At 70.1% G+C, this 12,395-nt stretch carries 9 protein-coding genes; 7 read left to right on the forward strand and 2 right to left on the reverse strand.

Translation table 11 applies throughout. The features are described 5' to 3' along the window. The first annotated feature begins 206 nt into the window (after positions 1-206). The 7 genes from CcI49_RS07350 (at position 207) to CcI49_RS07385 (ending at position 11,127) form a co-directional block, all read left to right on the forward strand. A complete protein-coding gene (locus CcI49_RS07350; protein ID WP_076825221.1) occupies positions 207-2,327 on the forward strand; it encodes a UvrD-helicase domain-containing protein in 2,121 nt (706 codons plus the stop codon). 777 nt (positions 2,328-3,104) lie between these two features. Further along, positions 3,105-6,404 (forward strand): FG-GAP-like repeat-containing protein, encoded by a 3,300-nt coding sequence (locus CcI49_RS07360; RefSeq protein ID WP_083749356.1) that lies wholly within the window; start codon positions 3,105-3,107, stop codon positions 6,402-6,404. Between the two features lie 162 nt (positions 6,405-6,566). Continuing rightward, positions 6,567-7,001, forward strand: a complete 435-nt coding sequence (locus CcI49_RS07365; RefSeq protein ID WP_054566806.1) for a hypothetical protein — start codon at positions 6,567-6,569, stop codon at positions 6,999-7,001. Further along, positions 6,998-7,261 carry a helix-turn-helix transcriptional regulator gene (locus CcI49_RS07370; RefSeq protein ID WP_076825227.1) on the forward strand — a complete coding sequence of 88 codons (264 nt, stop codon included), beginning with the start codon at positions 6,998-7,000 and terminating at the stop codon, positions 7,259-7,261. The genes CcI49_RS07365 and CcI49_RS07370 overlap by 4 nt, the downstream gene beginning before the upstream one ends. Continuing rightward, entirely contained in the window at positions 7,258-8,229 is a 972-nt protein-coding gene (locus CcI49_RS07375; protein WP_241839942.1) for a hypothetical protein, read from the forward strand. Before CcI49_RS07370 ends, CcI49_RS07375 begins: the two co-directional genes overlap by 4 nt. A gap of 225 nt (positions 8,230-8,454) precedes the next feature. Continuing rightward, a complete protein-coding gene (locus tag CcI49_RS07380; protein ID WP_076825311.1) occupies positions 8,455-9,726 on the forward strand; it encodes an FAD-binding protein in 1,272 nt (423 codons plus the stop codon). A gap of 27 nt (positions 9,727-9,753) precedes the next feature. Beyond that, positions 9,754-11,127, forward strand: coding sequence for a M20/M25/M40 family metallo-hydrolase (locus CcI49_RS07385; protein ID WP_076825230.1), 1,374 nt, complete (start codon positions 9,754-9,756; stop codon positions 11,125-11,127). A 4-nt stretch (positions 11,128-11,131) separates the two neighbouring features. Here CcI49_RS07385 and CcI49_RS07390 read toward each other — a convergent pair whose 3' ends face one another. Together CcI49_RS07390 and CcI49_RS07395 are read right to left on the reverse strand one after the other, a co-directional pair. Then, a complete protein-coding gene (locus tag CcI49_RS07390; RefSeq protein ID WP_241839943.1) occupies positions 11,132-11,287 on the reverse strand; it encodes a toll/interleukin-1 receptor domain-containing protein in 156 nt (51 codons plus the stop codon). Positions 11,288-11,352: 65 nt separating this feature from the next. Further along, positions 11,353-12,384: a dihydrodipicolinate reductase gene (locus tag CcI49_RS07395; protein WP_076825232.1), complete on the reverse strand. Its 1,032-nt coding sequence runs from the start codon at positions 12,382-12,384 to the stop codon at positions 11,353-11,355. Positions 12,385-12,395: the final 11 nt, after the last annotated feature.

Here is a 12,395-nt window from a genome sequence, read left to right on the forward strand (position 1 = left end):
TCTTGCCGTCGAGTGCTGTGCCGCCGACCGTTGTGATCTGTGAGCGCAGGTTGCCGAACGGACGCAGACCGGGTATCTCGGACTACTATGTGCGCCGTCGCGCGTCGGTGTGCGCCGGGTGCGGAGCGCAACGCTTCCTCGGACGCGCCGGTGCAGGTTGTCCGCGCTCCGTCTCGAGGCGCCGGATCGAGTACTCGGGGGTGTCCATGGCCTCGCTCGGCTTTGCGCAGAGCTTCTTCAAACGCCTTCCGGACCTACCGAAGGAGGTCCAGAAGCGGATCCCCGAGCTGCTCGGAAAGTTCCAGGAGAGCACGATCGCCGGGCTTCACCTCGAGAAGCCGCACGCGATCGCGGACGACCGCGGACGGACCATCCGGGTCACGAAGTTCTGGCGGGGTGTTGTGATGGCTCCGGTGGAGGGAGACCACTACATACTGTTCGACGTCCTCGAGCACGACCGGGCATACACCTGGCTGGCGAACCACACGTTCGCGATCAACTCCGCGACGCGCGAGGTGGAGATCGTGGACCTTGCCGCTGTGCGGAAGGCCTCGTCGTCGCTACCCCCCGCAGCCGGAAATCCCCAGCCAGGTGTGTACGACGCCTACGACGACGCCGTGCTTCTGGAACTCGGCATCGACGCCGGCAGCATGCCCCTCGTGCGCCGGGTACGAACCGATGCCGACCTCGACCTGCTGTCCAGGGCAATCCCGCTCAGCCAGCACGAGGTGCTCGAGATGCTCGCCGCCGGCTACTCCGTCCGCGAGGTGCGGGCCGAGTTGGGAATCGGGAACGGGGCCGCCAGCAGCGAGGCGACGGGCGTCCCACACTCACCTCTCGCCTCGCCGACGGTCTTCGTGCCGCAGAGTGCCCGGGAGCTGCAGGATGCACTGGAGCACCCACTGGAGCTCTGGCGGATCTTCCTGCACCCGACCCAGCGCAGGATCGCCTACCGGGAGAAGTTCGCCGGACCGGTCCGGGTCACCGGTGGAGCGGGAACGGGCAAGACGGTCGTTGCGTTGCACCGTGCCCACCATCTCGCCCGTCGGCTGCCTGCCAACCACAGCCGGCCTGTTCTTGTCACGACATTCGTCCGGACCCTCGCCGACGACCTCCGGGCCGCCCTGGCCTCGCTTGACGCGGCCACTGGTGCTGACACCCGCTCCGCGATCGAGGTCACCACCGTCGACGCGCTTGCGCATCGAATCGTGAGCGACGTCGAGGGCACGCCGCCCGTGGTTGCTCGCGACGACGAAGTCCTGACGGAGCACTGGACCGCCGCTGCCGCAGCCACGGGCACGCAGTTCAGCCCGGCCATGCTCCGCACGGAATGGGAGAACGTCGTACTGGCCCGGGGGGTGCGGACGGCTGCCGACTACCTCTCGGTCCCGCGAACCGGAAGGACGCAGCCGCTGGGAAGACAGCAGCGTCTCCGGGTCTGGAACACCGTCGAGCACTTCCTGGGCCTGCTTGGCGAGTCGGGCGCACGAACCTTCTACCAGCTCGCGGACGACGCGGTCCGATACGTGCGGAGCGGCGCTGCCGGCGACCTGTTTCCCCACGTCGTTGTCGACGAGGCACAGGATCTGCATCCCGTGCAGTGGCGGCTCCTTCGCGCCCTGGTTCCCGACCGCCCCAACGATCTGTTCCTCGTCGGTGATGCGCATCAGCGGATCTACGACCGTAGTGTCGCGCTGACCACCGTCGGCATCAACGTCCGCGGTCGGTCATACCGCCTGCGGCTCAACTACCGGACCAGCGAGCGCATTCTTACCTGGGCCGTGGCTCTGCTGGACGGCCGGGCGGTGGACGATCTCGACGGTGGATCCGACAGCCTGGAGGGCTACCGCTCGGCGTTCCGCGGCGTGCAGGACCCTGCCGCGCACGGCTATCCGACAACGGCAGCCGAGCTTGACGGGCTTGTGTCGACGATCCGTGGCTGGATTGACGGGGGCGTACGGCCAGCCGAGATCGGCGTCGCGGCTCGCACCCGCAGGATGACCGACGACGTCGCCAGCGCACTCCGCGAGGCTGGAATCGAGCCATGTCCACTTGACCGGCAGCGGCGTGGGGGTGTCGAGATCGGCACCATGCACCGGATGAAAGGGCTGGAATACCGTGCCATGGCCGTCATCGACGTCTCGGCCCGCACGGTTCCACTTTCGCGGGCTGTCACTCCGGAAGCCGCCGATCCGACGGCGTACACCGAGGACATACTGCGTGAACTCTGTCTCCTTCACGTGGCCTGTACCCGTGCCCGCGAGTTCCTCGCAGTCTCCTGGTCTGGTACCCCAAGCCCCTTCCTGAACGGGATTGCGGAGGGATGAGGGTGCGTGTGGACTACGAATCCGGAAAATTGTGCGACGAACGTCGCGAGGTAGATGAGGATTTCCTGAGGTGATGCTGTGTGAGCGACGAGAATCGGCACGTCGGAGCCGCTCTGGGGCGTTCGCTATCGTTCGGTTCCGCCGCGAGCGCATACTGCGGAATCTTCGCTGCCTTTGATCCAGCCAGCTCCCGAGTGCTGTCGTCGCGCGGTGGTACCACGTAGTCGCGGGGTTGATTCGCCGTCGCCGTCGAGCCAGCCCGACGTGGTGGTCTGTGTCGTCGCCGGGGCTCGACGCGAACCTCCTCCCAGATGCGTCGCCTACCCGATGCGCGACGCTCCGGGAGTCAGGCTCGTGCACGCACGCCGCGAAGCTCCGAAAAGCGAGCCGTCGGGAGCGGGGTGGTGGGCTCTGCACGTGGATGAAGGGACCACATCTTCCCTATTGTTCATCATTTGGACGTTCAGTTTTCACGAAGTCCGCATGCCCTGGCCATGTTTGGCCGGTCGTTCATTCCGCCGGCGGTGATCACGTGGTGCTCGGAATGGCGTCGCAGTCGCCGGGTGCGTCCTTAGCCGTGTAGGGGGCGGCGTCGCCGGAGTGCTGGACCGTGCGCATTAGGTCGAACCAGGCCAGAATGTCCACCGGAATGCCTGAAAGTGGATAGTCTGCGCGAGCTGTTTCCGGTGGTCGGTGCCTGTCGTGCTCCGGCGATCGCTCGGTTCCGGCGCCCGCCAGGGTGGTCCGGTACGGACTCCAGGCAGGGAGCGCCCAGGAATGGACGGCCGTACTCAGGTAGGACCTCGGCTGCGGCGGACGCTCACGCGCGGCCGCCGGATCGCCGTCGGCATGGTCGTGGCTGTCGCGCTCGGCGCCGGCGCCGTGCATCCGGTCGCGCAGACCCCCCAGCTGTCCGGGCCGAACGAGTCGATGGTGATCGACGGGATCGGCGCGATCACACTCGCGGCGGCCCCGGCGGACCTCGCCGCGGGGGTCACGCCCCAGGACATCGTCGTCGAGGTGGAGCTCGGCGACGATGTGGACCGCGAGGCCCTGGCGGACATCGTCGCCGAGCTGAACTCCCGGCAGGGGTCGCTGAGCGACGCGTTCAAGCAGAACCTGCTCGCGCTGCCGACGGACCTGCCGGGAGGCGCGGCCGATGTCGGCGCCTACCCGGACGTCGACGGCGTCGTCGAGGTGACGGACACCGTCCTGCGCGTGACCATCCCCGCGGCCGAGGTAAGCACCCAGGTGAGCGCGCTGTTCCATACCATCGCGATCGCTCTCGGCACCGGGCTGGGCATGGTGGTGCGTGCCGCCTGCATCGGGGGGACGGCGGTGGCCGGTGCGTTGTGCGCGGCCATCGGCGGCGCGATCGGCGGGTTCGCCGGGCAGTTCCTGGTGCAGGCGATAGACAAGAAGCTCGGCACACTCGACGGGTGGGCCAAGATCATCGTCTCCACCGTCATCGGCGCCGCGGCCGGCTATGCCTGGGAAACCTGGGTCAAGAACTGGGCGAAAGACGACCTGCCCGGCTATTTCGCGGCGATCGGCCGGACCGCGGTCAAGGTCGGCAAGACGCTGGCGGGCTGGTGGACCGGCGGCGCCGGCCTGGCCCTGGAGGACGCGGGCCTCGAGCTCCAGAACCTCGCGCCGATCCTCGAACGCATCGCCCGGGACGCGGCGGGCGCGGCGTCGGTCCTGTCCGGGATACGCCTGATGCCGGTGGGTGACTCGATCACCTACGGCGTCGGGTCGTCGGACGACAACGGCTATCGGGACGAGCTGTGGGACTCCCTGAGCCCGACGGTGCTGACGCTGGACTTCGTGGGTTCCAACTCGTCGGGGACCATGTCCGACAGGAACCACAACGGTTGGCGGGGCGCGGTCATCAACGAGATCGCGAACGTGGCCGTCGCGGACGCGGCGTCGATGCGGCCGAACGTCGTGACGCTGATGGCAGGCACGAACGACATCCAGAAGAACCAGGATGTCGCGGGCGCGCCGGCCCGCCTGGGCGAGCTGATCGACGGGCTGCGGGCGGCCTCGCCGGGAGTGGCGATCGTGGTGGCGACGCTGGTGCCGGTGAAGGGCGACACGGAGGCGCAGAACCGGCGCAACACCTACAACGAGGCGGTGCGGTCGCTGGTCGCGGACCGGCAGGACGGCGGGCAGAAGATCATGCTCGCTGAGATGGGGCCCATGACGGACGCCATGATGTTCGACCGGCTGCATCCGAACGACGCCGGTTACGACTACATGGCGATCCAGTTCGACGACGCCGTCCGGGCGATGCTGGAGTACGGCTGGGTGAGCAACCCGGCGGCCGTCGACGGCTCTGGCGGAGGCACCGGCGGCGGGGCCGGGACGTGCGCGGTCCCCGGCGGCGGCTGGGAGGCGCTCGGCCGGATCGCGCAGGGCCCGATCAACCCGGACAGCTCCAGTGCCGGTGTGATCGGTGACGTGCGCCTCGCGGACTTCGACGGCAACGGCAAGACCGACTACGCGATCGTCACCGACACCGGCGCCGTGTACCTGTGGACCAAGATCACGGATGGCTGGGAGAACCGGGGCAAGGTCGCGTCCGGCAACGGGGTGGCCGGTCGCGGGTCGCAGGTCCGCTTCGCCGACCTCGACGGCGACCATGACGCCGACTACCTCGTGCTGCACACGAACGGTTCCGTCGAGGCATGGCGTAACGACGACGCCTGGATCAACGGCAGCTCCGCCTGGACGTCGAAGGGCGTCGTCGCCTCGGGCACCGGCGCCGCCGCCGACGCGCGGGTCGTGTTCGCCGACCTCGACGGCGACCTGGATGACGACTACCTGGTGGTCAACGCCGACGGATCGGTCGACGCCTGGCGCAACGGCGACGTCCTCGTCAACGGAAAGAGCGCCTGGAACGGGTTGGGCCGGATCGCCGCGGGCACCGGGAACCCGGGCTCGAAGGTGCGCCTCGCCGACCTCGACGGCGACCTGGACGCCGACTACCTGGTCGTGAACTCCGACGGCTCGACCACGGCCTGGGTCAACGACAACGTGGCGGAGGACCTGGGCGCGGGCTGGGACTCCATCGGGAAGATCGCGGCGGGCACCGGTACGGGCGGCACGGCCGTGCAGTTCGCCGATGCCGATGCCGACCGGGACGTCGACTACTTCATCCTCGGCACGGACGGCACCGTGACCTGGTGGGAGAACGACAAGGTCGCGACACGTACCGACCGGGAGAACGGCTTCAGGAGCCGGGGCACGTACGGCAACCACCTGGCCGACGCCGCCTCCAACGCCAGGTCGGTGACGTTCGCCGATCTCGACGGCGACGGGGACGACGACTACCTCCTCGTCGGGCCCAAGGGCGAGGTCGAGGCCTGGCGCAACGACAACGTCGCCTACCGGGGCACCAACGCCTGGATCAAGATCGGTCGGGTCGCCGACGGCGTGTCCCCGGCCGCCGGCGAGCGGGTCGTGTTCGCCGACATCGACGGCGACGGGCGCGACGACTACCTCGTGGTGAACACCGCCAACGGCCGGGTGCGGGCCTGGCGCAACAACAACCCCTTCACGAACGGCATCACCGCCTGGGCCGGGCTCGGCGTCATCGCCCAGGGCCCGTCGGGGGCCGCCGGGAACGAGGTGCAGTTCGCCGACATCGACGGTGACGGAGACGACGACTACCTGCTCGTGGCGGTCGACCACTCCGTGCGCGCCTGGAAGAACAACGGCACGGACGTCGGTGGCGGCTGGGCCGCGAAGGGCGTGATCGCGCAGCCACAGGGGACCATCGCCGTCACGGAGCGGACCGTGTTCGCGGACATGAACTGCGACGACCGCGCCGACTACGTCCTGCGCGACCCCGGGCAGAACAACCTGCTCCACGGCTGGTTCAACCTCGGCGGCTTCGACAACTCGTGGTCGGCGAAGAAGCTCGTCGCCTACGGTGTCGCGATGGGCTTCCCGGTGGAGGTCCGCCTCGCCGACATCTCCGGCGACGGCCTCGACGACTACCTCGTCGTCGACCCGACGAACGGCGCCGTCCGCGCCTGGCTCAACCGGGGCGGCAACCAGGTGGACGCCTGACCGCGGCCCGGCGCAGGCGCAGGCGGAGGCGGAGATCCTCTCCAGAAGGAGACGCCCGGGTTCCAGCGCTCGCCGCAACGTTTCGCACCGACCAGCGCCGAGACGTCCGCCCAGGCGGCCGCGGTCGGGCGACGCGCAAGCATGACAAGCGAGCTTGACTAGATGGAAAGCGAGCTTTACGTTCGGGTCATGGTTGACGAGAGCCGCCAGGACAACATGACGCGCGACGCCCGCCGGGCGATCATGATCGACGGCATCCCGGTCTCTCTCCTCGGGATGATCGCGCTTGCGCTGGGCAGCTCGCCCGACCAGAGCGCCGCCGACAAGGGCTGGTGGCTTGGCGTGACCGCCGCCTTCACCCTCGCCGTCGTGTGGGTACTGGTGCGGGCCTTCCGCCGGGCCGACGAGTATCAGCGCAAGATCCAGCTCGAGAGCATGGCGATCGCCTTCGCCGCCGTCCTCGTGGGTCTGCAGGTCGCCGTCCTGCTCGACGCCACCGACATCGTCGGGCTGCGCCCACTCAGCGAGGCGATCGTCATCGGTGGCGTGGGGCTCTGGTTCGCCGTCGCGGACGTGCGCACCCGCCTGCATCGGTGAGGAACCGGTTGCGCACCCTGCGGGCCGAGCGCCGCTGGAGCCAGGCGGACCTGGCCGACCGATGCCAGGTATCGCGGCAGACCATCAACGCGATCGAGACCGAACGGTACGACCCAGGCCTGCCCCTGGCGTTCACCCTCGCGGGCATCTTCGAGCTGACCATCGAGGAGATCTTCTTCCCCGACCGCGCCGACCGTGCTGACCGTGCTGACCGTGCTGACCGCCCCGACGGTCCCGCCGCGTCCGGCACGCGTCGATGAAGCGCCCGTCGCCCGAGGGCCTGCCGCCCGGGGCTCTGCCGGGCGGCACCGTGGCCCGGCGGATGTGGCGGCTGTTCGAGCCGGTGCATGCCGTCACGTACTTCGCGCCGGCCTGCGCCGGGGCCTTCGAGCGCGCGGGCCTGCGCGGTTTCTGGCGCGGCTATTTCGCCGGGCGGTCGGCGCCGCTCGGCCCGGTTGGCGCGGGACCCGTCGTCGGATGTTTCTTCGGGTTCGCGCCGGCGATGGTCTCGCGGGCGCTGCCGGAGGTCTGGACGAGGATCACGCCCGCGGAGGCGCTGGACGCGCGGCTCGCCGGTGCTCGCGAGGCCCTCGGCCAGGTGCTGGGGGAGCCTGGTCCCGGCGAGGCGGCTGATCTGGCCGAGCCGGCCGACCTGGCCGAGCCGGCCGACCTGGCCGAGCCGGCCGACCTGGCCGAGCTGGCCGGTCTGCTGCGGGCCGCCGCTGAGCACGCCCCGGTCGCGGGCCGCGTCCTCGCCGCCGCGAACGCGGCCCTGAGCTGGCCGTCGGATCCGCTCGGCGTCGTCTGGCATGCCACGACGATCCTGCGTGAGCATCGAGGCGACGGTCATGTGGCTGCTCTGGTGACCGCTGGTCTTGACGGTGTCGAGACCGCCGTCTGGAGGGCCAGCATGGGTGGCGTCGGGCGGGCGGACTTCCAGCGCGTGCGCGGCTGGTCCGATGACGAGTGGACGGCGGCCGCCGGCAGGTTGCGTGCCCGTGGCTGGCTCGGTGCCGCCGGCCAGCCGACGGAGGCGTCGCTGTCCGCCTTCAGGTCGATCGAGACGACGACGGACCGGGTAGCCGCCTCGGTCTGGGACGAGCTCGGCACCGACGGAGTCGAACGCTGCGCGGCACTCCTGGCTCCCGTCGCGCGCCGCGCCGCCGCGTTGCTGCGGTGGCCGAACCCGATCGGTGTGCCCGACCCACGCGAGCCGATCTCGGGGTAGCCGACGCCGGCCGTGGCCGCGACCGGCGTCGGACTCGCCCCCCGATGCGTAACCAGCACGGCAGGCTGACCGTCAGACGGGCCCGATCGTCGTGGGGTCAGGGCGGTCGGGGTGGAACGATGTCCATCGGCACCCGCGGCAGCCCCACCAGCGGGGGCACCAGCAGCGGTGGTGTGGCCCGGTCATCCCGGCGTGCTCGTCGCGGCGGAACCTGGAGGATGCGCGATGCGTGAGGGCTCGGACGAGACCAACTGGGCCGGGAACATCGTCTACCGGGCAGACCGGTGGGTCGCGCCGACGTCCGTCGAGGAGCTGTGCGAGATCGTGGCCGCCTGCGATCGGGCCCGGCCTGTCGGCACACGTCACTCGTTCAACACGATCGCGGACACGGCGGGGACGCTCATCTCGACCACCCGGCTGCCTGCCCTGTTCCGGCTCGATGCCGACGCGGGTGAGGTCACCGTGAGCGCCGGGACCCGCTACGGCGATCTCGCCCGCGAGCTGGACGCGCGGGGCTGGGCGCTGCGGAACCTCGGCTCCCTGCCCCACATCTGTGTCGCCGGTGCGTGTGCGACGGCGACGCATGGCTCCGGTGACCGTAACGGGAATCTGGCGACGTCCGTCGTCGCGCTTGATCTGGTCACCGCGTCGGGCGACGTCGTCACGGTTCGCCGGGGTGTGGACCGCGACTTCGCCGGTCATGTCGTCGCACTCGGTGCGCTGGGGGTGGTCGTGGCGGTGACGCTCGCGATCGTGCCGACATTCCGTGTTCGTCAGAACGTCTACCAGGGCCTGGCGCGCGCCGCGTTGCTGGACCATCTCGACGAGATCTTCGCCATGGCCTACAGCGTCAGCGTCTTCACGACCTGGCGCTCCGATTCGTCCCTGCTGTGGGTGAAGCAGCGGGTCGATGCGGTCGACGAGGCCGCTCCGGCGCCGGGGGAGATGTTCGGGGCCGGAGCACTGGTCCATCCGGTCCACCCGATACGCGGCCTCGACCCGATCCACACCACGCGACAGCTTGGCGTTGCCGGCCCCTGGCATGAACGACTGCCGCATTTCCGGGCGGGCTTCACCCCCAGCGCCGGGAACGAGCTGCAGTCGGAATACTTTGTCTCCCGCGACCGCGCCGCCGCGGCGGTTGAGGCGATCCACCAGATCGGCGAGCAGATCCGGCCAGCCCTGCACGTCAGCGAACTGCGCTCGATCGCCTCCGACGATCTGTGGCTCAGCCCCACCCAAGGCCGCGCGGCGATCAGCCTGCATTTCACCTGGCGTCCGGCCGAAGCCGCCGTCACCCAGGCGGTCGCCGCGGTGGAACGCCAACTGGCCCCCTTCGAGCCGCGCCCGCACTGGGGAAAGATCTTCACTCTGCCCGCGGAGACGATCCGCGCCGCCTACCCACGAGCCGCGGACTTCACCGCGCTGGCCGAACGCCGCGACCCGACCGGTGTCTTCCGGAACACCTTCCTGGCGAACACGCTGGGCCTGACCTGATCAGGCCCTCGACGGGATGATGCGGGCATGGTGACCACGCCTGCGGGAGCGTCGACCGGGGGAGCCGAGCCGGTGGTCGGCGCGGCGGTCGCCGAGGTGGTCCGGCTGGCCAGCGAGCTGATCGCGATCGACACCACGAGCACCGCAGACGCGGACCGGCGAGGCTCCGAGCAGCCTGCCGCGGAGTATGTGGCGGCGCGGCTGGCGGAGGCCGGGTACGAGCCGGCCTACGTGGAGTCGGGCGGCCGGGGGCGTGGCAACGTCGTCGTCAGGCTGCCCGGTGCAGACCCGGCCCGCGGCGCGCTGCTGGTGCACGGCCATCTGGACGTCGTTCCGGCGGACGCGAGCGAGTGGTCCGTGCACCCGTTCTCCGGCGAGGTGCGGGACGGCTACGTCTGGGGGCGCGGTGCGGTCGACATGAAGGGCATGCTGGCGATGATGCTGGCCGTCGCCCGCGCCCTGCGGCGCGGCGGCGTCCGCCCGCCGCGCGACCTGATCTTCGCGTTCGTGGCAGACGAGGAAGCCGGCGGGTTTCAGGGCGCCCGGTGGCTGGTCGAGCACCGCCCGGAGCTGTTCGAGGGCGCCACCGAAGCGATTGGCGAGGTCGGCGGGTTCTCGGTCACGCTCGGCGCCCAGCGGGACGGCACACCCGGCGGACCTCGGGTGTATCTGGTGCAGACCGCGGAGAAGGGCTCGGTGTGGCTGCGGCTACGAGCACGTGGAACGGCTGGCCACGGCTCGTTGCTGAACGAGGACAACGCGGTCGTCAAGCTCGCCGCCGCGGTCAGCCGGCTCGGCGGGCACCGGTTTCCGCTCGTCCTCACCGGACCGGTGCGCGAACTGCTCCACGGCCTGGCGGAGCTGACCGGGCATCCGTTCGACGAGCGTGACCCGCAGGCCACGGTCGCCCGGCTGGGTGGCCTGTCGCGCCTGGTGGGAGCTGCGCTGCGGGATACGGCCAACGTCACGATGTTCGAGGCCGGCTACAAGTCGAACGTCGTGCCGTCGGTGGCGCGGGCCACCGTCGACGGCCGCGTGCTGCCCGGTCGGGAGGCCGCGTTCCGGGCGGAGGTCGAGGCTGTTCTCGGGCCGGAGATCGAGTGCGAGTGGGCGAGCCTGCCCGCGGTCGAGACCAGGTTCGGTGGCGCGCTGGTGGACGCGATGGCCGCGTCGCTGGTCGGCGAGGATCCCGGTGCACGGATCCTGCCCTACCTGCTGCCGGCCGCGACCGACGCGAAGTCGTTCCAGCGTCTCGGTATTCGCACGTTCGGCTTCGCGCCGCTGCGGCTGCCCCCCGACCTCGATTTCACTGCCCTGTTCCATGGCGTCGACGAACGGGTCCCGGTCGACGCGCTCGAGTTCGGCACCCGCGTCCTGTACCGCTTCCTGCTGTCATGCTGACAGTTCACGATCTCGCCGTCGCCCGGTACCCGGCTTCTGCCAGAGTCCAGGCGATCCACTCCGCCCACGGCCGGTCGGGCTGGGCGTAGGAGACGAAGAAGTCCCAGCCCACGCCCGCACGGTCGGTGCTGTCCGTGTCGTCCCCGTCGCTCACCCGCACAGTGTGTCACCGGCCCAGGTCGGGGCAGACCGTGCTCGTACGGTGTTGGCTCAGGGTCGAAGGCGCTACACGTTCTCGCGGTTCAGCAGGTGACGGCCGGTGACGAACGGCAGGTCGGCGTGGTTGACGATGCCCGGGGCCGCGGCGACGACATGGGGAATCGCGTTGATCGCGGGCATCGCGGTCGGCCCGGCCGAGGCGAAGTGGGCGCTGCCGATCGGCGCGAGCCGCACCTGGACGCCGGGGTCGCCCTCGATCTCCAGGACGTAGCCGTCCTCGACCGGCCAGTTCGGCGTCATCTGGTCGCCAACCTTCCAGACGAAGCGACACTCGATCACCGACCGGCCACCGGAGATGCCGGCGATGACGCCCTTGAAGCCGGAGATCTGGCCCTTCTCCAGCTTCATGAAACCGAAGTCGACGTCGTCGGTCGCGGCGGCGAACTCGGCGGTGAACCGGACCTCGTCGAGCTCGATCGCGAGGGCCTGCGCGAGGACGCGGATCTGCTCCTTGAAGGACCCGCAGTTGACCTCGATCATGCCGGGGGCGGCCGGGTCGTCGGGGTCCAGCCCGATGCTCATCGCGCGGAACATCCGCTCATTGGCGTAGCCGCTCATGTCGAGTGACTCCAGCATCGAGATCCGGTCGATCCGGGTGCACATCGCGCTCGCCGCCAGCACGGTCATTCCCATGTGCCCGGGGTAGACGCCGGTCGTGTAGAGCGACGACCGGCCGCGTTCGCAGGCCGCCGCGAGCCGGTCCTGGACGTCCTCGCCGTAACCGGCGCCGGCCAGCATGTACATCGTGGACACGATGTTCACCCCGGCCGACAGGATCCGGTCGAGCTGGTCGAAATCCGGCCGGTAGGCCATGTAGGCGACGCAGTCCGGCTTCAGCGCCAGCAGCGCCTCGACGTCGTCGGTCGCCGTGACGCCGATCGGCGCGATCCCGGCCAGCTCGCCGACGTCCCTGCCGACCTTCTCCGGCGAGTAGGCGTAGCAGCCGACCAGCTCCAACGCCGGATGCCCGACCAGCCCGCGGACAGCGGCGGTCCCCGTCTTTCCCGTCGTCCACTGAACGACACGCAGCCTGCTCATCGAAATCTCCG

It is taken from the genome of Frankia sp. CcI49 (assembly GCF_001983215.1).
Taxonomy (GTDB): domain Bacteria; phylum Actinomycetota; class Actinomycetes; order Frankiales; family Frankiaceae; genus Parafrankia; species Parafrankia irregularis.

What these genes read in the sequence shown, in the direction of transcription:
- CcI49_RS07380 (WP_076825311.1), top strand. Translation starts at nt 8,455, where the DNA reads ATGCGTGAGGGCTCGGACGAGACCAACTGGGCCGGGAACATCGTCTAC.
- CcI49_RS07350 (WP_076825221.1), top strand. Translation starts at nt 207, where the DNA reads ATGGCCTCGCTCGGCTTTGCGCAGAGCTTCTTCAAACGCCTTCCGGAC.
- CcI49_RS07365 (WP_054566806.1), top strand. Translation starts at nt 6,567, where the DNA reads ATGGAAAGCGAGCTTTACGTTCGGGTCATGGTTGACGAGAGCCGCCAG.
- CcI49_RS07375 (WP_241839942.1), top strand. Translation starts at nt 7,258, where the DNA reads ATGAAGCGCCCGTCGCCCGAGGGCCTGCCGCCCGGGGCTCTGCCGGGC.
- CcI49_RS07395 (WP_076825232.1), bottom strand. Translation starts at nt 12,384, where the DNA reads ATGAGCAGGCTGCGTGTCGTTCAGTGGACGACGGGAAAGACGGGGACC.
- CcI49_RS07385 (WP_076825230.1), top strand. Translation starts at nt 9,754, where the DNA reads ATGGTGACCACGCCTGCGGGAGCGTCGACCGGGGGAGCCGAGCCGGTG.
- CcI49_RS07360 (WP_083749356.1), top strand. Translation starts at nt 3,105, where the DNA reads ATGGACGGCCGTACTCAGGTAGGACCTCGGCTGCGGCGGACGCTCACG.